The sequence below is a fragment of the Pedobacter sp. T50_32 genome (assembly GCF_057652195.1).
Genome location: NZ_JBYFBY010000001.1, coordinates 295,001 through 321,139, shown reverse-complemented (window position 1 = coordinate 321,139; position 26,139 = coordinate 295,001). Strand labels below are relative to the sequence as shown.

Genomic DNA, 26,139 nt, shown 5'->3' with positions numbered 1-26,139 from the left:
ATAAAATAGCAACAACTTAAATAGAAGCGAACAAATCGTAAGTCGTAATTCTAAAATCGTAAATTAAAATGAAAATTTGGCAGAAAAATATTGATGTAAACCAATTTGTAGAAAACTTCACCGTAGGCAAAGACCGTGAACTAGATTTACAAATGGCAAAGTTTGATGTGTTGGGCTCTTTGGCACACACGCAAATGCTAGAAACCATCAATCTATTGACCGCCGATGAGCTAGCTGAAGTTCAATCAGCGCTGAAAAATATCTACAAAGAAATTGAAGAAGGCAACTTCGTTATTGAAGACAGCGTAGAAGATGTGCACTCGCAGGTTGAATGGTTGCTAACGCAGCGCATTGGCGAGGCAGGCAAGAAAATCCATAGCGGTCGCTCACGTAACGACCAAGTTTTGGTAGATTTGAAACTATATTTCCGTAGCTGTATCGAAGAAATGGTAAGCAATACCGAGGCTTTGTTCAATCAGCTTATTAAACTAAGCGAAGAACACAAAAGCAAATTGTTGCCAGGTTATACGCACTTGCAAATCGCAATGCCATCATCATTCGGTTTGTGGTTTGGAGCCTATGCAGAAAGCTTGGCTGATGATATGGAATTGATGTTGGCCGCTTGGAAAATTACCAATAAAAACCCACTAGGTTCGGCTGCGGGTTACGGCTCTTCATTTCCGCTAAACAGAACTTTAACCACCCAATTATTAGGTTTCGAAAGCTTAAATTATAATGTAGTTTACGCCCAAATGGGTCGTGGAAAAACGGAAAGAATTTTAGCGCAGGCAATGTCATCTGTAGCGGCAACTTTAGCCAAAATGGCCATGGATGTTTGTTTGTTCATCAACCAAAACTTCGGTTTCATCAGTTTCCCGTCAGAGCTGACTACGGGAAGTAGCATCATGCCGCACAAGAAAAACCCAGATGTTTTTGAGCTGGTTCGTTCGCGTTGTAATAAAATTCAGGCTTTGCCTAACGAAATTGCAATGATGACTACCAACTTGCCATCGGGTTACCATAGAGATTTACAGTTACTGAAAGAAAACCTTTTTCCATCGTTTATTTCGTTGAACGAATGTTTGGAAATCACTACTTTCATGTTGCAGCACATCAGCATTAAAGACGATATCCTTAAAGACAAAAAATACGATTACCTGTTCAGCGTTGAAGTGGTAAATGAGTTGGCATTAAACGGAATGCCATTTAGAGATGCCTACAAAGTGGTTGGCGAGCAAATTGAAACCGGCACTTTCAAACCGATGTACGAGGTAAAACATACACACGAAGGTACCATCGGCAACTTAATGAACGAGGAAATTACTGCTGGAATGAAACAGACTTTAAGTCAATTTGGCTTCGAGAAAGTAAATAAAGCTATCGAAGATTTGGTTCGTTAATTCGTCATTGCGAGGCACGAAGCAATCTTAATGCTATAGCTCATTAAAATAAATGATATGAAAGCTGTTATACTAACTTTTTCGCTGTTCTTTTTAACACTCATCGGTATCAACACATTTGCACAAAAGGCAGATACTTTAATCATCGTTTGTTACAACATTCACCACGGTAATCCACCAACAAAGCCCGATGTAATAGATTTAGACGCCATTGCCAGCGTGATTGCTGCACAAAAACCAGACTTAGTAGCGTTACAAGAAGTAGACGTGAATATCAAACGTTCGGGAAACATTAACCAAGCCGAATATTTGGCGAAAAAGCTAGATATGCATTTCTATTTTGCCAAGGCAATTGACCACGATGGCGGCGATTATGGTGTTGCTGTGTTGTCTAAATTTCCAATAGAAGAAGAAACTACCTTAAAATTTTCAAGAATAGAAGGTCGCAAAGCGGAAGATAGAGTTTTAGCAACCGTAACTGTGAAGCTAAAAAGTGGAAAGAAAATCAAGTTTTCATCTACCCATTTAGACCATACAAAAGACGAAGCTTTAAGGTTAATCCAAATCTCTGAAATAGCGCAACAAGCCAAAAAAGAAAAGAAGCCATTCATTGTAGCTGGCGATTTTAATGCCATGCCAAATACGGCAACCATCCAGTTGTTAGACAAAACCTTTACCAGAACTTGCACCGATTGCGGTTTTACCATTCCTGTGGTCAATCCAAAACGCACCATAGATTTCATCGCTTTTAAGCAGAATAACAAGATTTCGGTGCTTCACCATGAAGTTATTCAAGAGCATCAAGCTTCAGACCATTTACCAATTGCAGCTAAAATTGTGATTAAGTAAATTTATTTGAAAAGGTAGGTCAGTGTTTCATCGGTTTCGATAGTCCTGCTGTCCGCTAATATCTTTTTGAGAACGTTTTCCGTCATTTCGAACGCAGAGAGAAATCTCCAAACTATGTGCTTCTAACTAACAGATTTCTCAGTCGTGCCTCCTTCGAAATGACGCTACAAAAATATATCCGCTTCCATCAGGTTTATTTAACAAAGCCATTTCATATCGCCACCAATCAAACCGTCAAAATCAACTCAATATGTTTTATTTGTTTTCTTTTTGTTAAAAATCGAAATAAAATAAAAGTAATTTAGAATAATTCAAAACTAAATGAAATGTATATTTGGTTATACAAAGCAATCTATAACCAAAATATCATGAACCGTAGAAATTTACTCAAGACACTTTCCTTTGCCGCAGGAGCATCACTGATTAGCACAGATGTGCTTGCAAAAATTGGCGAACGTTCTTTTTTGTACAACATCCCAGATAATCCGGAGCATAAACCCTTAGATAAACCAGTAACGGCAATTACTATTGGAGCAGGTAATAGAGGGATGGTTTATGGAGGTTTTGCAGCTAAATTTACCGACCAGATTAAGATTGTAGGAGTTGCTGAGCCTATAGAGTTCAGAAACGATAGGTATGCGAAAATCCATAATATCGCTAAAGAAAACCGCTTCAATACTTGGGAAGATGTTTTTAAGCGTCCAAAATTTGCAGATGCTGTAATCATTTCTACACCAGATGCCATGCATTACGAGCCATGTATGAAAGCTTTGGCTATGGGTTACGATATCCTTTTAGAAAAGCCTATTGCACCCACAGAAAAAGAGTGCAGAGATATTTTAAACTTGGCCAAAAAGAACAACCGAATTGTAGCGGTTTGCCATGTTTTACGTTATGCACCGTACTTTGTAAAAATGAAAGAGCTGATTGCGAAAGGAGCTATTGGTGAAGTAATTAGCATTCAGCATTTCGAGCCGATTGAGCATACACACATGGCGCATTCTTACGTGAGAGGAAACTGGCATAATTCAAAAGCAACTACGCCAATCATTTTAGCGAAATCTTGCCACGATTTGGATATCATCAAATGGGTAATCAATAAACCTAGCCAAAAAATATCTGCCATGGGCGATTTAAAATGGTTTAGGTCGGTAAATGCACCAGCGGGCAGTACTGCTCGTTGCACCGATGGTTGTAAGGTAGAACGAGAATGCCCTTATTCTGCCATTAAAGAATATGTAGATTTAAATAAACGTACTTCGGTTTTCGATGTGCCTGCCGGAACAAAAGACAGAAAAGCCTACATCACAGAAAAACTGAAGACCACTAATTACGGTCGCTGCGTATACCGAATGGAAAACGATCAACCAGACCATTACATCACTAACATCCAATTTGCAGATAGTGTAACGGCTAGTTTCTCAATGGAAGCCTTCACGTCATATCACGGCAGAAGAACTAGGGTGATGGGCTCAATGGGTGATTTAGTTGGAGATATGACTGAGTTGGTTCACTACGATTTCAAAACCCGTAAAGACACAAAGTTTATCCCGAAAGCAGAAGATGTAGAAGAATACAAAAACAGTGGTCACGGTGGTGGAGATTGGTTACTAGTAAGAGATTTTGTGCAAGCGGTTTCACAAAAAAATCCAGCTTTACTTACTTCAACTATTGACGACTCTATAGAAAGTCACGTCATGGGTTTTATGGCAGAGGAAAGTCGTAAGAAAAGCAAGGTGATGGATATTAAGATGTAATAGACCATCTCGTCATTGCGAGAAGGAATGATGAAAACTAAGAACAAAAAATCCCGTTAGGTTTTCCTAGCGGGATTTTCTGTTAAAATCTCTTTTAATCCTATTTTAGCTCAATTTCTGATTTCCCCATTAGAAAGCCATTTGCATACAAGAAAATTCCGTAGGTGCCTTTAATGAAGGTCCTCGGGTTAATCCAATCTATCTTGTATCTCGTATCATCATCATTATATGAGATCTCTATGGCTCTGCTATATTGCATTTGTTGTCCATCGGCTTCAAACATGTTATTTTCATCAGCAATTAAATTTCCCGCCGGATCAATAACCCTTAAAAAAATGCGATGGTAAGTTTTTTCAGCTAAATCGTTTGGAGCAATGCCAAAATCTATGGTTAGTTTATTAGCCGAACCTGCTTTGGTGACTAACGAAGTTTTACCATTGTCTTTAACCCTAAATGCCGTTACACTAATGTTTGCAGCTTTTAAAGAAGAGCCTGCCTTAACCTTCTTATTTAGATTTCTATTTTCTCTACGTAAATTTTCAGTTTGCTCGTTGTAATTGCTGATACTTGTTTTTAAGCTATCGCGTTCAGTTTTAAGGTAAGAATTTTCTTGTTCCAGAATAGCGATTTGATTGTTGTAACTTTTTACAAAGTCTTTTAGCGTAACAATTTGCTTATGTGCTTCATCTAGTTCCTGTTGGGTTAATTCACCCTTCTTTAGTGCTAATTTAAGTTCAGCAATTTTTTCTCTAGCCAACTTTTGCTCTTCAATTAACCTGTCATTTAGTGTAACATTTAATAGATTAACACGGTCAAGTTCTACTTCTATTTTTTCTACTTCGAGTTTCAAACGGTCTTTTTCCGAACTAATGGTAACAAATCTGCTAGATTGCTGTTGATCTCTGAAATATAGGTAGCCATTGATGCCTAATAGTGCAACAATTACAATAATTAGGAAGTAAACCTTATTGCGGTCTACTTTATTATCTACAGCTTTTTCGGGTGTCTGCATTATATTTTCTAGTATCCATTAAGTAATTCTGTAGCGTTAAAGTGAGTGCTAACTTAATAAAAAATCAAAAAAGTATAAAAATAATGTCACTTTTGTAAGTAAACTCGCCAATATGCGTTAACATATTAGCTTACTTCAAATAATTAAAATGTCTAAATATTTATCGAAATACCACATCTTTTTATCGCTTTTTCTCGCAACGCTAAATGTGTCAACATTAAACGCACAACAGGATATAAAAATTGCGCCTAAAAGAGAATTTAGAGGTGTTTGGGTAGCAACAGTAGCTAACATAGATTGGCCTTCTAGACAGGGCTTAACTGCCGACCAACAGAAACAAGAGCTAATTGGCATTTTAGAGCAACACAAAAAAAATGGATTAAATGCCATTCTGTTACAAATTAGACCAACTGCCGATGCACTTTATGCCAAATCTAGAGAACCTTGGAGCCATTGGCTGATGGGCAAGCAAGGATTGGCACCAGCCGACGGATACGATCCCTTAACTTTTGCTATTAGAGAATCTCACGAAAGAGGGATGGAGCTGCATGCCTGGTTTAATCCGTATAGGGTAACTATGCACGCTAAAATGCAAGTTTATCCAGACCACATCGCTAACAAAAGACCAGAATTATTTTATCGCTACGGCGGACAAATTCTCTTTGATCCAGGTATTCCTGAAAATAGAGAATACATCACACAAGTAATATTAGATGTAGTTAAGGGATATGATATCGACGGTGTACATTTTGATGATTATTTCTATCCTTACCGCATAGCTGGACAAACAATTAACGATAGCGCTACATTTTCTAAATATGCCAATGGATTTACAAAAATTGATGATTGGCGTAGAAATAATGTAGATCTTTTAGTGAAGATGGTGAACGACAGCGTGCATCATTATAAAAAACACATTAAGTTTGGGATCAGTCCATTTGGTATTTGGAGAAATTTTAGAGAGGATACACTTGGCTCGAAGACAAACGGTTTATCTAATTACGGCGAGTTATATGCTGATTCTAGAAAATGGATCAAAGAAGGTTGGGTAGACTATATCAATCCTCAGATTTACTTTTCATTTTCTCGTGCTGCGGCTCCTTTTCAGGTGTTGTTAGATTGGTGGAATAAAAATACTTACGGGCGTCATTTGTACATTGGTCAGGCAGCCTATCTAATTCATAACGGAAATACAAAAAAGGAAGCAGCTTGGGGCAGACCAAATGAAATCCCTAACCAAATTAGGGCTATAAGGGCAAATAACAGAACTCAGGGAAGTATATTCTTCAGTTCCAAATCACTATCTACGGTAGCACGTGGTTTGGCAGATTCACTACGTACCGATTTTTACAAATATCCGGCTTTGCCGCCACAAATGCCTTGGATTGATGATGTAGTGCCAAACGAACCTCAAAATTTGACTGCAGATGCACAGACAGATGGTATTCATTTAAAATGGACTAAACCTTTGCGTGCAAAAGATGGAGAAACGGCATCGGGTTATGTGGTGTATCGTTTTGAAGAAGGAGAGAAGGTGGATGTGCTTAATGCTAAAAACATTGTACGTATTGCCTTTAACGATTATGCTTTTTTCTTGGATACTAACATAGAAAAGGGCAAGCGTTACAGCTATTTAGTGACGGCTTTAGATCGAATTAAGAACGAAAGTGAGCCGAGTGGCCCAGTAGGCGTAGAAGCGAAATAAGACTTACGAAGTTGATGAGCTCCGCAAGTCTATTTGAGCTGAGTTTAATCCCACCCTTCTATTGGTAATCTTTGGAGTTTAATTTTACTTAATTGTATTAGGTTGGCTGCGTTGCTATAATTAAACTGATAAACGCCATCTTTGCCGGTAACAATGAGTGATTTTGGGCCGGCAATTACGTCAAAGCTTTTGATGTCTTTAAGATGTTGTAAAAGATTATCATCGATTTTGTTTTTATTGGTGATGTTGAAGCTTTTGATACCGAAATCGCCTTCACATAAAAATAGGTTATTGCCGCTTACACTTAAACCATGCGGATTTTTCATTGGGAATGCCGCCACTTGTTTAGGTTTCGTAGGATCTTCGATGTCAACTACCTCTAATTGGTTTACTGCTTGCATACAGAAGTTACCAGTTCTAAGGGTAACATAGGCGTACTTGCCTTGCACCACTACAGGATCGCAGGCAAAAACATGGCTATAGGTAGACAGTTTTACAGGGTTGGCAGCATCAGCAGCGTTAAAAATGTGCATGCCCGTGTTGGTGCCAATAAATAACTTGTTTTCGTAAGGAAAGATAGTTTCTACACCCCAACCCAAATTGATAGATTTTACAAAGGTTGGGTTTGCTGCAGTTTTAGTATTAAACAAACTCAAATCTGTATGACCGACGGTATACAAATGATCGTTAAGCAAGGTAAAACGAGCCATAGAGCCACCTTGTCCCGACGAAAATGCATTACTTGTTGTAGAAGCATACATTAAATCTTTGTGATAACCCTTTTTAACTAATGTGTCTTTGTAGGTAACCACATATCTTTGGGCGGCATTATTAGCGTAAAACTGCATAAAAACATCCTTCAGCCTGTTCACCTCTTTGATATTGTTAATTGAGGAAATATCAAATGCAAGTAAATCAACATAGCTGTCAGCATATAAAATATCATTACTAACTGCCATATCTACATTTCCTGGAACTTTCAAAAATGCTACGTTAACAGGCTTACTCGGATCAGAATTTTCGAAAATATGGATGCCTTTTCTTACTTCGTTGATAAATAAGAAGTTTTTATAAATGTAGATTTTCCCCGTTCTTAATACTTTGGCGGGTTTGGTAAGTCCGGTTGTTTCTGCTCTGATAGATTCTACAGTTACGGTTTTAGCTATTTCTATCAATTCTAACTGCGATGAATTATTCGTGGTTTTTTTGCATTGAGTTAGCGTTGCAAGGGTGAGTACGAAGAAAATGCTGTTGAGTAGAAGTTTTTTCATATGGTTGTATTGGTTGGTTTTAGATAGATACGATGAAGTATTGCTAAACGCTACAAGGTTTGAAAATAAAAACTTCTGTGTTAACCGCCGAGAGATAAATCATTGGAAAGATTGCTTCACTCCTCGCTACGCCTTGAGCTTCAGTTCGCAATGACGCTCTCATTTTCGTCATTGCGAGGAGAGTATCGACGAAGCAATCTTTGAGGTTCAATTGTCAAATTGAATTTAAATAAAAAAAGGGATGCTTATTAGACATCCCCTTCTTTAGTAATGAAAATTACTATTAATTCTCTGGCAACAACACCAAACGAATATAGTTATCGCCATTTAAATATTTCTGCGCAGCAGCTTTGGTTGCATCAACAGTTACGCCGTTAATACGTGCTGTGTTACCTAAAACTTGCTCTAAGTTATCGCCGTATTTTAAACGGTTAGTCAAATAATTCAACCAAAATCCATTTTCGCGAAGGCTTAACTCTTCTTGTCTCAATTCTTCAGATTTGAATTTCTGCAAGTCTTCTGTAGTTACGCCATTCTTAGCAAAGGCATTCACTTCCTCTAAAGCAGCGTTGATTAACTTATCTACATTAGCTTTAGCGCAGTTAAATGAAATAGTGAAATAGTAATGTGCGGTTGGGTTTTTCTGAACGCTTAAAGATACACCCGGACTATAAACACCACTTTCTTTCTCACGCAAACGCTCAGTGATTTTAATATCTAATGCCGCTTTCAAAGCATCTAACATCACATTGTTCTCTGCATTGTAAACGTAATCATCATGGAATAACAATTGTACAGTAACCTTGTCTTCTAAACCTTTTTTAACGGTTTTGCTTACTTTTCCTTTTGGAGGATTTACGCCATTATCTACAAAGTTTTCGTTTTTGTTTAATGATGGTAGGCTTGCTAAATAAGTAGTTACAAAAGGTTTGATTTTCTCTACATCGAAGTTACCTACGAAAACGAAGGTTTGTCCGCTAGCGTCAGCAAAACGGTCTTTGTAGAAAGCATAAGCTTTATCGATGTTGATTTTATCAATATCAGCTAAAGTTGTAGGCATCCCACGTTTGTGGTAATTAGCCATTACAGCTTGTACTGTATCTGCAAATACACTGCTTGGGTTACTACCTTTGTTTGCGGTAATTACTTTATAGTCGCTAATGTTTTTGTTAAAAATCTCTGTATCCTTACGTGGATTAGTTGCACGAGCGTAGATTAACTGGAATGCAGTTTCTAAATCTTTCGGCGAAGCACTTCCAGAGAAACCTTGGTACAAATCATCGATATAAGCACCAGCAGAAGCTGTTTTTCCTGCTAAGTATTTGGTCAATTGCGTTGGATTAAAATCTCCCACACCGCTTTGTGCAATTAGGTTTGCGTTTTCAGCAGAAATGAAATCGTCATTGCTAGCTAATGAAGCACCACCTTTACCAAACGATGTGAAAATTACTTGGTCGTTTTTGAAATCAGTTGGTTTTAAAACCACTTTTACTCCATTGCTCAAAGCTAAAGTTGTTACACCAATTTTATCATTTTTTGTTTCGCTAACAATTGTTCCAGCTTTAGGAGCCTGCGCAATTAAAGGCTTATTTACAGTGTTGTCTACGTAAGGAGTTACACCGTTACCAGCAGTTTTTATCGCTGCTAATAATGCGGCTTCTGTAGGTAGATTTTCTTTCTCTTTCTCTGGAGCCTGAACCACCACAATTTGGTTAGTTTTAGTAACCATTGCCTTTGCAGCTGCGTTAATATCAGCTAAGGTGATGTTGTTAAGCATTTTTTTAGAAAGCTCGTAAGTGTACTCTGCCGAAGGAATAGCCGAACCAATTAGGAAGTTGTTCAAATACTGTTGAACGTAAGCAGCAGATTTAGTTTTGTCTTTTTCTTTGAACTGCTTCTCGATACCTGCTTCCAATTTCTTTTTCACAGTTTCCAGCTCGCCAGCAGTGAAGCCAAATTTAGCCATACGCTCATTTTCTGCTAATGCAGCAACTAAAGCTTTTTCTAATTCGGCACCCGATTTTGCTACAGCTACAGTTTGTAGTGCGCTCATATCCCAAACCATTCCGCCTTGATAAGGACCATAGCTACTTTGAGCAAACAAGAAAGGAGCAGTTCCCTTTTGTGTAAGCTCAGTAATACGGGCAGCCAACATATTGTTTACCATACCCTGTGTCATTTGCAGTTTGTAGTCAGCTTCTGTTTTTACAGTACCTTGTTTTTGCTTGTAAATTACTTGAGCTACGTTGTAAGGCTGTTCTTTATCTGTAGCAATCTTAATTAAAGGCTGTGCATTGTCAGGAATACTGTAAGAAGTTCTTGCTCTTTCGTTTGCCGGGTTTTTCAGTTCAGAGAAGTTAGCGATAATCAGTTTTTCAACCTCGTTAACATCAAAATCACCAACAGCAATTACAGTTTGTAAGTTCGGACGATACCAATCTTTGTAGAAATTGCGGATTTTATCGTGGGTAAAGTTCTGCAATACTTCAACTTTACCAATTGGGATACGTTTAGCGTATTGCGAATCGCCCAACAAGAAAGGTAGCAACTGATTGCTCATTCTTTGTTGTGCATTTTTACCACGTTGACGGTCTTCCTCAACAATAACTCCACGTTCGTTGTCAATTTCTGCACCGTCCATAGTTACTTTTCCAGCCCAGTTAGCTAAAATTTTGAAACCTGTTTTGAAAACTTCAACGCTGTCTGTAGGAATCGGTAATTGATATACCGTTTGGTTAAAGCCTGTGTATGCATTTAAATCGGCACCGAAACGTACGCCAGCTTTTTGTAGGTAATTAATGATTTCGTTTTTAGGAAAATCTTTAGTTCCGTTAAAAGCCATGTGCTCTGTAAAGTGCGCTAAACCTAATTGGTCTTCATTTTCCATTAACGAGCCAATTTTGTTCCCTAAATAAAGTTCAGCTCTATTTTTAGGCTCAACATTTTTACGGATGTAGTACACCAAGCCATTAGGCAGTTTGCCAATTTTAACGTTTGGATCGTTAGGTAGGGTTTGGCTTGCAGTTGTTTTTACAGCAGTTTTAGCAACAGGAGCTTTGCCTGGTGCTTTTTTCTGTGCAATTGCTGGCTGGGCTAACACAAGTGAGAGCGCACCGGCAGCAAGTAAATGCAGATTTTTTTTCATTGATATAAATTTAGTTAAGGGTATTTTGTTTTTTAGATAAGATGTGGATGTTAAAGTTACAAATAGATTTGAGATTGAGGGTGAGGTTAAGATTGAGGCAACTTTCAACTTTAGTCTTCCATCCTTCCTTCCCCCCTTATTTAAACCTTAATAATGATATTCCTTTTATACATCACCCAAAGTATTACATACCAAAAGAGCACAAATGCAACAGCGTAAGCCAGAGAAGCATTCATTGGATTTTCGAAATTAGGCACAAACCAAGCCTTGTTTACATAACTCAATGCTCCAGTTTTTTCTCCGTTCAAATCAATTTTAATCATATTTAGCAATCGAGGCATCAAGCCGGATAAAAAGAAAACCGTAATAGCATTTACGCCATAAACTACAAAGGGCTTTGTAAAACGATTGTATTGGTTCACATCAATCAGCCAATAAGACAGGGCTAAAATAACGGTCGCTAATCCGCCAGTGTATAAAACATAAGAGCTGGTCCATAAAGATTTATTGATTGGGAACGACAAATCCCAAAGTAAACCACCCATAAACATTAGTGTGCCAGCAGAAAATAGCCAAGCAATTTTGGTAGCTGGTTCTATGGTTTTCTTTTTAAGGTAAGTGCCAACCAATACACCGATTAAACAAGTGCCAATGGCTGGTAAGGTGCTCAAAATTCCTTCTGGGTCCCAAGTTTTTGCCGATTTCCATAGGTGTGCTTCAGTTAAAATGGTTCTGTCTAACCAAGCTCCCAAATTGGTTTCCTTTTCTAAGTTGGCAGGGCCGAAATCGGGAACTGGAACAAAAGTCATTAATGCCCAGTAACCAAATAACAAAGCTACAATGGTTTGGAAAAGCCTTTTATCGCTCAGCTTTAAAAATAAAATAGATGAAATAAGGAAAACGACCGAAATTCTTTGCAAAACACCCGGAATTCTAACCGTTTTCAACGCTTCAATAAAATTGAAATCACTAAAATTTCTTGGGAAAAAAGCTAAAATAAAACCTAAAAGGAAAAGTGTGAAAGCTCTTTTTGATGCTTTCCAAATCGTTTGTCCATGAGATGTTGGAATTTCTCTTTTGCTGCCCATCGCGTAGGCAATAGATACGCCAACGATAAATAAAAAGAAAGGGAAAACTAAGTCGGTAGGAGTGCAGCCGTTCCATGCAGCATGTTCCAAAGGCGGATAAATATGACCCCAACTTCCAGGGTTATTTACCAAAATCATGGCAGCTACGGTTAAACCTCTAAAAAAATCTAAAGAAAGGAGGCGTTGTGGTTTGGTTTCCATTGTCTGTAAATAAAAATATCTTCTATCATTTAGTTTGTTACGCTAAAGATAGAAGATATTTTATCGAATGACGTCATTTCGACGACTTTAAAGAGGAGAAAACTGTTAGTTATAGCTTCTAGCTAAGAGAATTAGCTTCGCTTTCTTTCAGTTCTCCCTACGTTCGAAATGACGTGCTAAAACATTAATAATGATATCTCACAAAAGCTTCCATCGCTTCGTAATCAGCTAAACCTAAATCATCATAAATTTTTGCTGTTTCACGATTTCTGTCTTCTGCTCTTTGCCAAAATTCTCTTGGGTCATCACCTGGGAAAACTGGAATATCTTTTTGCGACTGATGCTTGAAAATAGCTAATTTCTTGCGTTCAACTTCTTTAGGGCTCAACGGAACTGCCATTTCAATTTCGTGCGGCTCAAACTCATGCCAAGCGCCACGATACATCCATAACCAGCAATCTTCAACCCAAGCTTCAGAAGCTCTTAAACGTCTTAAAGCCTCTACAATAATGTTAAAACAAACAATGTGTGTACCATGTGGATCTTCAAAATCGCCAGCAGCAAATACTTGGTGAGGCTTTACTTTTTGAAGTAATTCCATCGTCAACTCAACGTCTACATCAGAAACTGGATTTTTCTTAACTTTGCCAGTCTCATAGAACGGAAGCGCCATAAAGTGAATGTTCTCATCAGGTAATCCCGAGAAACGGGCACCCGCAATAGCTTCACCTTTTCTTATTAAGCCTTTAACTAACTTAATCTCTTCGGTGTCTACTTGGTTAGGTAGTTTAGATGCCATAAACTCACGCATATCTTCGTAAGTTTTTCTCATGTTAGCTTGGTCAACACCCATTTTTTCGGAGAAATCGATGTTAAATTCTACGAAACGTAAAACATCATCGTCCCAAACAGCGGTGTTGCCAGAAGTTTGATAAGCTACGTGAACCTCGTGACCTTGATCTGCTAAGCGGATAAAAGTACCACCCATCGAGATAACGTCATCATCTGGGTGCGGAGAAAACACAATTGACCTTTTTTTGTCAGGATTTGCTCTTTCAGGACGTTGGCTATCATCGGCATTTGGCTTGCCACCTGGCCATCCGGTAATGGTATGTTGTAATTTGTTGAAGATATCGATGTTAATATCATAAACAGGGCCTTGCTCTGTAGCTAACTGAGCCATGCCGTTGTTGTTATAATCGTCTTCAGTTAATTTAAGGATAGGTTTTTTCAAGTGTCTAGCTAACCAAATTACCGCTTTACGGGTAAGTTCTGGCGTCCAGTCACAATCTCTTGCTAACCAAGGGGTGTTAAATCTGGTTAAGTCTAAAGCAGCATCTTGATCCAAGATAAACTCTACATTTTCAGAAAGTTGTAGGTAAGTAGCAGGAACTTCACTCGAAATTTCTCCCTCTACCGCTTTTTTAATGATAGAAGCTTTTTTCCTATTCCAAGCCATCAAGATAATCTCTTTAGCTTTGAAAATAGTACCAATACCCATGGTAATGGCTTTGGTTGGTACGTTAGATTTACCACCAAAATCACGAGCCGCATCTCTACGGGTAAGGTCATCTAGGGTAACTAAACGTGTTCCTGAGTTTGGTGCAGAACCTGGCTCGTTAAAACCAATGTGACCCGTACGACCAATACCTAAAATCTGAATATCCAGTCCGCCAACACTTTCTATTTTCTTTTCGTAATTTAAACAGAAAGCTGGAATTTCTTCAAGACTTAAGGTGCCATCTGGAATGTGCACATTGTTTTTGTCTATGTCAATATGATCGAAAAGGTTTTCATTCATAAAATAAACATAGCTCTGTACAGAGTTTGGTTGCATTGGATAATACTCATCCAAATTGAAAGTAATTACATTTTTGAAGCTTAATCCTTCTTGTTTGTGCTGCCTTACCAACTCTTTGTAAACTGCAACAGGCGTAGCACCAGTAGCTAAACCTAACACTGCATTTTCACCTTTTTGTTGTTTTTCTTTGATTAGTGAAGCGATACGGTTCGCAACACTCAGAGAAGCTTCTTTCGGATTTTTAAAAATACTTACTGGGAGCTTTTCGAACCTCGTTTCTTCTAATAGATTTAATCTTGCCATTAATCTTGGTTTTTTATTGAACGGAGCAGTAAATATAGAATAGTTAGGCAATAAAAAAAAGTTTAGTTATTTGTAAAGGATGCAGGTTTTAAACGAAAACAGCCTTTAAACGCAATTTCAAGCGTTTGCACTTTTTAAAAAAATTAAAAAACTTTTTTTGGTGACTGTTGAGTTTTGCTTTAATTCAAGAATATCAAACGAGATACCGAAACATCTTGTAACTTGCTTCGTCCAAATATGCAACGATGAAAAATCAAATCGAAAATCTTTACCAAAGATCTAACAAGGAAGAGAAATTAATTATTGGCTTAATGTCGGGTACTTCTATGGATGGCTTGGATATTGCCCTTAGCTCGTTTAAAGGTAGCGGTGCTAACACGCAAATCAAGTTGCTAAAATTTAAAACAGCCGACTATACCGATACCTTCAGAAAGCAGGTAAAGTCGATTTTTTCTAAAAGAGAGGTAGATTTAGAGATGGTTTGCTTAATGAATGAGCAGGTAGCCATTACCCATGCTAAGTTAATTAATGAAGCTATTGCCGAGTGGGGCTATAAAAATGCCGATATTGATTTTATTGCCAGCCATGGACAAACGATTTACCATGCTCCAAAATCATTACATAAACGAACGGATTTGCCAAACGGTACTTTGCAGATAGGCGATGGAGATCATATTGCGGTACATACTGGAATAATTACGCTTAGCGATTTTAGGCAAAAACATATTGCCGCAGGTGGCGAAGGTGCTCCTTTGGCAGTTTACGGAGACTATCTGATTTTTTCTAAACAAGATGAAGACAGGATTATGCTCAACATTGGCGGGATTGCCAATTATACTTATTTGCCAGGTGATCTGGACTCTTCTAAAGTGTTTTCAACCGATATTGGCCCGGGAAATACATTAATGGATCAGTATGTACAGAAGCATTTTGAAGGTTTGTACTACGATAAAGATGCTGCAATTTCTAAATCCGGCACTGTAAATGAAGCATTGCTTGATGAACTATTGAAAGATCCTTTTTTCACGGCAGATTTTCCGAAAACGACAGGGCCAGAGCTGTTTAGTTTAGGATATTTGGAGCAAGCGCAACAAAAAAGTGCAACTACCGATTTGAACGAGCAAGATGTAATGGCTACATTATGTCACTTGTCTGCCAAAGGAATTATAGAATCTATTCAACGTGTATTGCCAAATCTATCTAAGCCTGTGTTATATCTAAGTGGAGGTGGAATGCACAATCCATTATTGTTGTCCTTATTGAGAGAAGCTTTGCCACAAATTGAGTTTAAAACTACTCACGATCTGGAGATCAACCCGGATGCGAAAGAGGCGGTTCTTTTCGCTTTACTAGCAAATGAAACACTAACTGGTGGCGAAATTAACTTTGGTGATAGAGAGGGTGTGCCGTCTATTTGTATGGGAAAAATCAGTTTGCCAAAATAAATGTGAATTTGTTTATAAGTTTTAGCCTTGCAGATTTGAAATAAATTTGGATATTTATCTCAGCGTAACATATTTGTTGCGTAAGCTGACAATTTAGTCAGGATAACTAACCATTTATATTCACTTCAGGTATGGAGAAACTCAACACTTCATGGCATTCCACATTGAGGGTACTCATTATGGCGCCAATCTTTTTGCTGTTGTTTATCACGGCAAATGCACAAACCAATCGTTATGTAATTACTGGAAAAATTACAGAAGATGCTTCTAAAGCACCCATACCCGGGGCGGGGGTAAAGGTGCAAGGAACTAATTTTGCTGTAGCTGCTAATAGCGATGGAACTTATTCTTTAACAGCTAATCTGGCTCCCGGCAGTTACCAGTTGGCAGTAACTTTTATTGGTTACAAAACATCAACCCGGCAGATCACGTTAGGAAGCAACAATAACGTAACTGCAGATTTTTCTATGTCGCAAGATGCGATGGGACTTGATGAGGTTATTGTTACAGGTACTTCGCAAGGAACTACAAGGAAGCAATTGGGTAACTACATTACTACTGTAAAAGGAGATGATTTGGTGAAAGCACCAACTGGGAACGTACTCACTTCATTACAGGGAAAAGTTGCTGGTGCACAAATCAGCCAGAACTCTGGTGATCCAGCCGGAGGTATGTCTGTTAAACTTCGTGGTATCAGCTCTGCTAACTCTTCTACAGAGCCATTGTACATTATCGATGGGGTAATCGTTAACAATACAACTACAAGGGTTACAAATACTACCGCTAATTATGATGGAGGTAACTTCGTGGGTAGCATTGGACAGAACAGGATGGTAGATATCAATCCTGCGGATATTGAAAGAGTGGAGGTTTTAAATGGTGCATCTGCGGCTGCGATTTACGGTTCTAGAGCAAACGCAGGTGTAATCCAAATCTTTACTAAAAAAGGTGTTGCAGGTAAGACACAAGTGAGCTTTAACACTAATTTTATGATTAGCGAGCTACGCAAAAAAATTGAAGTGAACCAATCTCCGGTTAAGTTTGGCTTGGGGGTTGATGTATTGACGCAGGATGTTATTGCCACGCCGCTGGCTACCATTACTAGTCCTGTTACCCGCTACGATTATCAAGATTACATTTTTAGAACAGCTGTAGGTACTGACAATAACCTTTCTATTTCTGGTGGAGGTGAGAACACCAAAGTTTATAGTTCATTTGGTTACTTTAACAATCAAGGGATTATTAAAAACACTGATTTTAGAAAATATACCTTCCGAACAAATATCGAACAAAAAATAACCGACTGGGCTCGTCTCTCGGGAGGTTTAAACTATGTAAAAAGTGCTGCTAACGAAAAGCCAGATGGTAACTCATTTTTCTCTCCAATGAACTCTGTAACCATTATTGGTAATTTTCATGACATTTGGAGAAGAGATGCTAACGGAAACTTAATGGCAGTGGGAGAGCGAGGTCGTGTAAATCCAGTATCTGTTATTGAAGACATTAAACAGAAGCAAGAGGTTGACAGGATTATTGCAAACGCAGCGTTAAAACTAAATCCAATAAAAAACCTAACTGTAGATTTTACATTGGGTGTAGATAACTCTATGCAAAATGGAACAACCTACATTCCACCGTATACTTATAATGTTAACCCAGATTTTTTTGGCGGTGGTGTTACTATGAATGCTGCCCAAAACGGTTATTCTAGTGCCGCTAGCAACAAAGCATTGTTGTTTAACAACGAAATCAATGCCACTTATCAGGCACAAATTTCTGAAAAACTGGCTTCCGTTACGCAGGTAGGTTATTCATATCAATACGAAAGAGGGCAGTATGCATTATTGCAAGGACGTGGTTTAGCTCCCAAAATCAATACGGTAAATGGCGCTTCTACACCGCTTCCAGGAGTTGATGGCAGAACAGAGCTTTCTATCAGTGGAGCATATTTGCAGCAAAATTTTAAATATAAAGACCATCTTTTCGTTACAGGTGCCCTTCGCATGGATGAGTCATCTGTGTTTGGCAAGGCGTATAGAAATCAGGTTTACGTAAAAGCAAGTTTAAGTTATGTATTGTCGTCAGCAGATTACTGGAAAAAAACCAGCCTTTCTTCGTGGTGGGATACTTTTAAATTGAGAGCGGCTTACGGACAATCCGGCAATTTAACAGGTATTGGCGCTTATGAAAGAATAAACGCTTATAGTGGTCAGCCTTTTCTAGGTTTTACGTCACTATTTACCATTGGTACATTGGCCAATGAGGATGTTAAGCCCGAGCGTCAAGATGAGTTAGAAGTAGGTACAGACTTAGGCTTCTTAAAAAATAGATTAACATTAAGTTTCAACTACTATAATAAAAAAGTAAAGGATTTATTGCTTCCTCAGGTAATAGCACCGACTGAAGGCTTTACTAGTTTTTTAAATAACATCGGATCATTAAAGAATACAGGTTTTGAGATTATTTTGGGAGGAACTCCTGTTAAAACGAATGATTTCAATTGGAATGCCAATTTGATCTTCAACAAAAATAGAAATGAAGCTTATGATATTGGTGCAATGCGTTTGTTAAGTACAAACCCAGGCGCTCCAATAGGTATTATTGATGGAGAACCATTGGGAGTTTTCTATGGTACATATTTCGCTAGAAATGCCGATGGAAGTTTGGTGACTAATGCTGCTGGTATTCCACAACAGGCTAGAGATGGCGCAGGAAATCCGTTAAGAAAAGTGCTTGGAGATCCAAATCCTGATTTTAACTGGACTATCGTTAACGATTTTAACTATAAGAAATTTGGTTTGCGAGTTCAGCTAGATGGTGTACAAGGCAGTGAAGTTTGGAACGCAGATTGGAGAACTAGACAAGGTGTTGGTAATGGAAAAGTGGCTGAACAAGAACAGTTGGGCCAATTACCAAGAGGTTATGTGGCTGGTGTATATGCTATTGAAGAGTGGAGAATTGATGATGGGTCGTTCGTTAAGTTAAGAGAGGTAGCATTGAGTTACAACATTGGTAAGGTTAAGTCTATCAGTAACATGACTGTTGTGCTAAGCGGAAGAAATTTAATTTCTTGGGATAAATACAAAGGTTATGATCCAGAGTTGAACTCAGCAGGTCAATCGACTATTTTAAGAAACATAGATTTCGGCTCTGTTCCAATTCCTAGAACATTCAGTTTAGGTTTACAGGTTAAGTTTTAATGGTTAACGAGATATAATGATGAAAAATATAAGAACAAATTCAACATACCTTGCTTGCGGGTTATTATTCGCTGCAAGTATAATGTCATCGTGCAAAAAGGAGTTTGATGATCCTTCAAGAGCAAAATCGGATGTCGCTTTAGGTTCTGCCCAAGCGATGTCGGCTGTTGCCGTTGGTATCCAACGGACATACACGGTAGCACGTACCGGTGTTATCTTTAATGCTATAGCAACATCAGGTTTTTCGGGTAATGAACTAAGATTGCTAAATTCGGGAAACATACCAGAATTGCAATTAAGTACAGGTGGCAATGCAGTAGATGGAACCAATACCATTCTTTTTAATTTGTGGGCATCTGCCTATAAGGTTATTGCTGAAAGTAATAACGTAATCAGCAATGCAGAAAGGCTTGGCGACAAAGGTTATGCATCGGGCCTAATCGGCTATGTTACAATCTTTAAGGCATTATCTTTAGGTACGGTATCTTCATTTTGGGAAAAAATACCGGTAACGACAGGTAAAAATGTTCCTTTTGTAACTCGTGATGAAGGTTACAAGGCGGCAATTGCTGCAATAGATAAGGCTCTAGCTGCTATTGCGGCGGCTCCAATTTCATCGCAATTTAATGCTACGGTACCCAACCTAAATATTGTAAATGCACTTCATGCATTAAAAGCAAGATATGCGTTATTTACAGCCCAATACCCATTGGCTATAGCTGAGGCAAATGCAGTTACATTAACAGTTGGGTCGTCATTTGCTTTTGATAATGCAAATCCCAACGTTTTGAATACTATTATCGCATCAAATAACGTATTTCAGCCCACGGATACGAACTTTGGTTTGTCAGGTACATTAGCACCAGATCCGAATGACAAGCGTGTTCCATTCTACACTATAATGGCAGGCAGTCCAGCTACCGTACGCATGGCTGGTTTTTCAACCTCGGTAACTGGCGGTATACCTGTGTTTTTACCTGGTGAAATGGCATTGATAAAGGCTGAGGCCTATGCTCGTCAGGCTACACCAGACTTAGGCAATGCACTAACGGAGTTAAATAAGGTGGTAACTAAAAATAATGATGTATTTGGTGTAAATGCAAATCTACCTCCACTGGTTGGGCCATTTACACAAGCTGCGTTATTAGATCGCATTTATCAACATAGATGTATCGAGCTGTTTGCTTCAGGTTTGAAATTAGAAGACATGCGTAGGTTTAATAGACCACAGGCAGAAATGAAACGTCGTTTTATGCCTTACCCTTTTCAAGAAAGAGATAACAATCCAAACACACCAGCAAACCCAGCATTTTAATAAATAAAAAGGAGGCTTTAAGCCTCCTTTTTATGATTATATTATTTGTAAACCTTTGGTTTGATAAGCTTGTAAAGTTTCCTCGCTAGGGTCTAGTTCAGTAATCAGATAACTGATATTCTCCAGCCCAGCTACTTTTAACCTCAATGTAATTCCAAGTTTTTCTGAGATACAAAGTACTGCAGTTTTTTTAGAAGAAGCAATCATCGCCTTTTTCAATTGATTAATTTCCCAATCAGTATCAGTTACACCATCCGCTGGGTGCAGTGCACTTGTTCCCATCAGGCATAAATCTGCTCTAATATCAGCCAATTGGCTAATTACGTGGCCGCCGTAGCTAATCTGAGAATTCTTTGCGAAAAGCCCACCGATTAAGATCACTTCAATTTTTTCGTATTTCGCCAACTCTACCGCAACTAAAGGACTAATGGTAATAAACGTAGCGTGAAGGTGCTGCGGTAATTGCTTGGCCAGCTCTATAACGGTAGTTCCGCCGCCAGTTAAAACCACCATGCCATCTTTAATAAGTGATGAGGTTTTCTTGGCGATACTAATTTTTGCATCCTTCGCATATACTTTACTATCATCAAAAGAGGATTGGTAAGATTTAGAAAGCGCTCCTCCGTGTACTTTAGTAAGTAAATTATCGTCAGCAAGTTCTTGCAAATCTCTTCTGATGGTATCTTCCGATACATTTAATAAATCCACCAAATCTGAACTTAGCACCCTATTGTGCAAGTTAATTTGGCGCATAATCATATTGTGGCGTTCTTTTTTTAACATTTCTTAATATAGCGTTTGATGATGGTAAGGTAGTAATATTTTTTACCAAAATAATATTTTCAAGGCAACAAAAATGTTGCGGATTTTTGCGTTGTTTTTTTGCTTTAAATACTGTTTGTTTTAGTGTTTGCGTTTTTGTGTTTGTTTTTTGGTTTATAAATAGGATATTTACAGTTGCAAAAAAAATAATTGCATTTATTTGCGGTATTTGTATTGCCGATATGCAATATTAATTTTAGTTAATTAACCAAATTTAGATTTATGAAAAGAAAGCTACTCATGTTGCTCTTGAGTGTGTTTTTGTTGGGTGCAAAGCTAATGGCTCAGCAAATAACCATTGCAGGTAAGGTAACATCAGCAGAAGACAAGCTTGGTATTCCCGGGGTTTCAATTAGAGTGAAAAATGGCGCTAATGGCGCTCAAACAAATCCAGACGGTGCTTATACCATAGGCGCAAAAAAAGGCGATGTACTGGTTTATTCCTACATTGGTTTTATTTCCGAAGAGCGAACAGTAGGGGATGCAAAGACTATCGACGTACAGCTAAGACCAGACTCAAAGGTTTTGAATGAGGTTGTGGTTACGGCTTTAGGGATAGAGAGAAGCAAAAAATCATTAACTTATTCTGTACAAACAGTAAAGGGCGACGACTTAAGGAATGCTAACCAGTCCAATATCATTAACGCCTTACAGGGACAAATTGCTGGAGCGCAGATCAGTGCAACTGGGGGTTCGCCTGGTTTGCCTTCTGAAATTATCTTAAGGGGTTCTACTACTTTATCTGGCGACAATCAACCTTTAATGATTGTAGATGGTATACGTGTAAATAATAATGCTTCAAATGGTACTGTAAACCGTTTGGCAGATTTTAACCCAGAAGATATTGAAGATATTTCCATATTGAAAGGTGCAGCCGCTGCGGCCCTCTATGGTATCGATGCAGCTTCGGGAGCAATTATCATCACTACAAAAAGCGGAAAGGCCGGAACATTGCAAGTTGCAGGTTCTTATAGGTCGTTTGTTGAAACAATGGGCAGAACTCCTCGCCAACAAGCCATTTATACTACTGGTACAGGCGGTGTTTACGATGAAACTTCGGGAAGCTCTTGGGGAAGAAAGTTCCGTTACGACGAGCCTATATATAATAACATTAACCGTTTTTTCGAAACAGCGGTTACACACGATGCCAATATCAATGTTAATGGTGGTTCGGAAAAGTTAAACTATTACCTGTCTGGCGGTTATAGAAACGCAGGTTCTATGATTCCAAATACCGATCAGGAAAAGATTAATTTAATGCTAAAAGGAACTGCAAAATTAAGTAAGAAGATAGATCTTACAACTTCTGCCAGTTACATTAAAAATGATATTCAGGAAGGTTTAGTGGGGGCAGGAGCAGGTGGATGGATCAACAGTATTTTGTTGTTTCCTCGCCGCTACGATATCCTTAATTATCAAAAGCCAAATGGAGACCCTGCTTACGCATATGTGGAGCCAGGTAGCGAAAATTTAGCAAGAATATCACCAATGTGGGGCGTAATGCGTAACCCTAGAAATAACAATGTTGATAGATTTTTGGTAAATAACAATATTACCTACAAACCTATCGAAGGTGTAAGGTTAGATTACAGATTGGGACAGGATTTTACTTCTTCAAAATTTAGAAGAGTAATTACTCCCGGAACACCTTCAGCAACAGCATTTAACGGTTTTGTTGCTGAAAACAATAGTGAAACTAAATTCATTACTTCAAACTTCACAGCAACTGTAGACAAGAAATTTTTAACAGATTTTAGGGCTACTGCAATATTAGGAGGAAGCAGCGAGTACTACGATGCTAGAGGTGTGAGTTACGAAGCAACTGGATTTTTGATCAGTGATATTTATTCTCCAAATGTGGTGAATAGAGAAAATGTTGTTTTATCGGAATCAATTGCACGTAGACAACGTTATGCTGTTTTTGGTGATGTTAGGTTAGAATACAAAAATATTGCATCTATTGGTATTACTGGTCGTAACGATTGGACTTCTACTCTACCGAAAAACGCCAGAACATTTTACTCTCCGTCTTATTCTGCAAGTTTTACTTATTCAGAACTTTTCGAAAACAGTAACAAATGGTACGGAAAGTTAAGGGCTAGTTTTGCAAGGGTGGGTAAAGATGCACCGATTTACAGGACTAACAGTAACCTAAGACAAGCTTTCACTGTGGGTGGTGGCTTTGTGAACGATCCAATTGGAGGAAATCCAGATTTAGGACCAGAAAAAACACAAGAATTAGAATTTGGTACAGAGTTGAGTTTCTTCAAAAATAGATTAACCTTCGATTTGGCGGTTTACGAAAGAAAAAGTTTGGACATGATTATGACACCTCGTGTGCCTTTGCCATCAGGTTATGTAATTATGACATTTAACGCTGGTTCTCTTAGAAATAGGGGGGTAGAATTCTCTGTTACAGGAACACCTATTAAAACAGAAAATTTTACTTGGTCTGCAACCTTAAACGGATGGAAAAACAATTCGAAAATGCTTCAGTTTGCTGGAGATATCGTTACGTTTATTTATACAAACGCACAGTTAAACGCAGGTTCTGCTGCAACTACGCTTAATAAACCGGTATTAGGTATCGTTGGATCTGACTATAGAAGAAACCCTGAGGGATATGTTGTAGTAGATGCTAATGGTTACCCTATTATTGACGCAAGTACCAAAGAGCGTTACATTGGTAATAGAGAGCCAGAGTTCAACTTCGGTTTTATCAATAATTTAAAGTATAAACAATTTAGCTTGTCATTCTTATGGGATTTCAGGTTAGGTGGAGATATCTTAAACGCCAGCCGCCAAGGCATGATGTCTAACGGTATTGCATACGACATTGGTGAATGGAGAGATAAAGAATTTGTATTTAACGGTGTGGTACAACAAGGCGATGGAACCTATATCAAGAACACTAAAAACGTGGTGCTAGATTATAGCTATTTTGCTAATAATTACTACCAAGTGGGAACAAATTTTGTCGAAAAAGTGAATTGGGCCAGAGTTCGTTTTATCAACCTAGGATATCAATTACCTAGTTCTTTTGCTACCAAATTAGGACTTAAAAATGCAAGATTAGAACTGGGAGCACAAAATCCTTTCATTATTACAAATTATTCTGGGGGTGATCCCGAAGTTAATAGTGCTGGGCCAAATGCTGGAGGTTCTGGAGCGAGTACCATGGGGGTGGATAACGGCGCTATTCCTTTGCCGCGTACTTTTTCGTTGGGTATTAATATAACGCTTTAAGATGATGGATATGAAGACGATAATTAAAAACACAATATTGGTGCTTGCCGTTGTAGCGATAAGCGCATGTAATAAATTAGATTTAAACGTAAATCCGGTGCAGCCAGTAACTGTTCCGCCTAAGCAACGTTTGCCGGCAATTCAGGCAAATTTAGCTTATTCGCTATTCTCGCAAGCTAGGTTTGGTGCTTACCATAGCTATTATTTCACAACTAGAACTGGAAATAGTAATGCAATCACTGACACTTGGAACTATAACAACATCACCCGTATGGGAGCTTGGAGATGGCATTATTTTGATGTAGGTTCAAACATTAACCAAATGCTAAGAAGAGCAACAGATGAAGGGTCTAACAACTACGTGGGTGTGGGTAAAATCATACTTGGATTGAGTTATCTTTCTGCTACCGATGTTTTTGGCGACATGCCTTTCAAGGAAGTTTACAACGGTACTTTTAATCCAAAATATGATCCTCAAGAAGAGGTAATTGCAGGTGCTGATGCACTACTTTTAGAAGGTGTTGCTGCACTAGATAATGTAAGTGCTACCGCAGAAACTATGGATGCCAAGTCTGACTTGATCTATAACGGTGATTTGAATAAGTGGAAGGCATTAGCTAAAGGAGTTAGGGCAAGATTGAAGCTAAGAACAGCTAATTTCCAAAGTGGAAACCAAGAGTTGCTAACCATTGTAAACGATGCTTTAGTAAGTTTCAGCGATGCCATGTTTAAATATCCTGAAGTAAGCACAACAGGTTGGACACATAATTTATGGGGTCCTTCAGATCCTCCTCCGGCAGGTGAAGCTTTCCAATTTGCTGATATTAGAAGTGACTTGGTGAACACACTTCCAACAGATTTCTTAATGAGAGCATTAACAGTAGATGATGGTTCGACGGGAAATCCTGTAGCTTACGATCCTCGTTTGCTTAAACTGACTACTCCAGGTACAACAGGCAAGTACTTGGGCGCTAAAATGTCTGAAGGATTGAGGGATGTAAATCTGCCAACTGGAACTACATTCAACGACTTTGCGAAACTTCACGGTGGCTATTGGACATCTGACAATTCTCCTTATCCAATTTTAATTAAAGAAGAGTTACTTTTCATTAAGGCAGAAACGCAGTTTTATTTAAACGATATTGCTGGTGCTTTGGCGACCTATCGTGAGGCAATCCGTACCAACATGGAGCGCTTAGGTGTTACCGAGGGTCAAATTATAAGCTATTTAGGTGATCAAAGAAAAGTGGCGCAGAGCGAAGCGGAACTCACTATTTCAAAAATTATGATGCAAAAGTACGTTGCACTATATCTACAGGGCGAAACGTGGTCTGATATGAGACGTTATGGCTACAAAGCTTCCGTTTACACTAACAGACTTGGAAATACCGATCATAATATATATTACCCAAGATATGCTTTGGCAGAATGGGGCGGTAAGTTTGTTCAACGCTTCCCTTATGATCCTCAAACGGAATATGTGTACAATCCTAAAGAAATTGATAGGCTTGGGGCTAAAGTTAGAAGCTGGGCATTTACTCCAGTTTGGTGGGTTCAAAATTCAACATTAAAAAACTAG

At 38.5% G+C, this 26,139-nt stretch carries 15 protein-coding genes; 9 read left to right on the top strand and 6 right to left on the bottom strand.

What is annotated here, in order from left to right:
• Nucleotides 1–68: 68 nt before the first annotated feature.
• The 3 genes from argH (at nt 69) to AC23ME_RS01385 (ending at nt 4,006) form a co-directional block, all read left to right on the top strand.
• Nucleotides 69–1,400, top strand: a complete 1,332-nt coding sequence (gene argH / locus AC23ME_RS01395; protein ID WP_487725956.1) for an argininosuccinate lyase — start codon at nt 69–71, stop codon at nt 1,398–1,400.
• A 57-nt stretch (nt 1,401–1,457) separates the two neighbouring features.
• A complete protein-coding gene (locus AC23ME_RS01390) occupies nt 1,458–2,249 on the top strand; it encodes an endonuclease/exonuclease/phosphatase family protein (protein ID WP_487725955.1) in 792 nt (263 codons plus the stop codon).
• Between the two features lie 326 nt (nt 2,250–2,575).
• The gene (locus AC23ME_RS01385; protein WP_487725954.1) at nt 2,576–4,006 is read left to right on the top strand and encodes a Gfo/Idh/MocA family protein; all 1,431 of its coding nucleotides are present in this window, start codon (nt 2,576–2,578) and stop codon (nt 4,004–4,006) included.
• Nucleotides 4,007–4,106: 100 nt separating this feature from the next.
• Here the strand turns inward: AC23ME_RS01385 and AC23ME_RS01380 are convergent, their stop codons facing one another.
• Nucleotides 4,107–5,018, bottom strand: a complete 912-nt coding sequence (locus AC23ME_RS01380; RefSeq protein WP_487725953.1) for a hypothetical protein — start codon at nt 5,016–5,018, stop codon at nt 4,107–4,109.
• A gap of 148 nt (nt 5,019–5,166) precedes the next feature.
• Between AC23ME_RS01380 and AC23ME_RS01375 the strand changes: the two genes are divergently transcribed.
• Nucleotides 5,167–6,723, top strand: a complete 1,557-nt coding sequence (locus tag AC23ME_RS01375) for a glycoside hydrolase family 10-like protein (protein WP_487725952.1) — start codon at nt 5,167–5,169, stop codon at nt 6,721–6,723.
• Nucleotides 6,724–6,767: 44 nt separating this feature from the next.
• Here the strand turns inward: AC23ME_RS01375 and AC23ME_RS01370 are convergent, their stop codons facing one another.
• The 4 genes from AC23ME_RS01370 to nagB all read right to left on the bottom strand — a co-directional run bounded on the left by AC23ME_RS01370 (nt 6,768) and on the right by nagB (nt 14,532).
• Nucleotides 6,768–7,994, bottom strand: coding sequence for an LVIVD repeat-containing protein (locus AC23ME_RS01370; protein ID WP_487725951.1), 1,227 nt, complete (start codon nt 7,992–7,994; stop codon nt 6,768–6,770).
• A 283-nt stretch (nt 7,995–8,277) separates the two neighbouring features.
• A complete protein-coding gene (locus AC23ME_RS01365) occupies nt 8,278–11,139 on the bottom strand; it encodes a M16 family metallopeptidase (protein WP_487725950.1) in 2,862 nt (953 codons plus the stop codon).
• A 140-nt stretch (nt 11,140–11,279) separates the two neighbouring features.
• Nucleotides 11,280–12,428 (bottom strand): acyltransferase family protein, encoded by a 1,149-nt coding sequence (locus AC23ME_RS01360; RefSeq protein WP_487725949.1) that lies wholly within the window; start codon nt 12,426–12,428, stop codon nt 11,280–11,282.
• Between the two features lie 184 nt (nt 12,429–12,612).
• Nucleotides 12,613–14,532, bottom strand: coding sequence for a glucosamine-6-phosphate deaminase (nagB, locus tag AC23ME_RS01355; protein WP_487725948.1), 1,920 nt, complete (start codon nt 14,530–14,532; stop codon nt 12,613–12,615).
• Nucleotides 14,533–14,777: 245 nt separating this feature from the next.
• On the opposite strand from nagB, the gene AC23ME_RS01350 reads away from it, so the two are divergent.
• The 3 genes from AC23ME_RS01350 (at nt 14,778) to AC23ME_RS01340 (ending at nt 20,492) form a co-directional block, all read left to right on the top strand.
• Nucleotides 14,778–15,977, top strand: coding sequence for an anhydro-N-acetylmuramic acid kinase (locus AC23ME_RS01350; protein ID WP_487725947.1), 1,200 nt, complete (start codon nt 14,778–14,780; stop codon nt 15,975–15,977).
• A gap of 131 nt (nt 15,978–16,108) precedes the next feature.
• Nucleotides 16,109–19,177 (top strand): SusC/RagA family TonB-linked outer membrane protein, encoded by a 3,069-nt coding sequence (locus AC23ME_RS01345; RefSeq protein WP_487725946.1) that lies wholly within the window; start codon nt 16,109–16,111, stop codon nt 19,175–19,177.
• Between the two features lie 16 nt (nt 19,178–19,193).
• A complete protein-coding gene (locus tag AC23ME_RS01340) occupies nt 19,194–20,492 on the top strand; it encodes a RagB/SusD family nutrient uptake outer membrane protein (RefSeq protein WP_487725945.1) in 1,299 nt (432 codons plus the stop codon).
• 36 nt (nt 20,493–20,528) lie between these two features.
• Here the strand turns inward: AC23ME_RS01340 and AC23ME_RS01335 are convergent, their stop codons facing one another.
• A complete protein-coding gene (locus tag AC23ME_RS01335) occupies nt 20,529–21,275 on the bottom strand; it encodes a DeoR/GlpR family DNA-binding transcription regulator (RefSeq protein ID WP_487725944.1) in 747 nt (248 codons plus the stop codon).
• Nucleotides 21,276–21,536: 261 nt separating this feature from the next.
• On the opposite strand from AC23ME_RS01335, the gene AC23ME_RS01330 reads away from it, so the two are divergent.
• Both AC23ME_RS01330 and AC23ME_RS01325 read left to right on the top strand, forming a co-directional pair.
• Nucleotides 21,537–24,560, top strand: a complete 3,024-nt coding sequence (locus AC23ME_RS01330; protein WP_487725943.1) for a SusC/RagA family TonB-linked outer membrane protein — start codon at nt 21,537–21,539, stop codon at nt 24,558–24,560.
• 10 nt (nt 24,561–24,570) lie between these two features.
• The gene (locus AC23ME_RS01325) at nt 24,571–26,139 is read left to right on the top strand and encodes a SusD/RagB family nutrient-binding outer membrane lipoprotein (RefSeq protein ID WP_487725942.1); all 1,569 of its coding nucleotides are present in this window, start codon (nt 24,571–24,573) and stop codon (nt 26,137–26,139) included.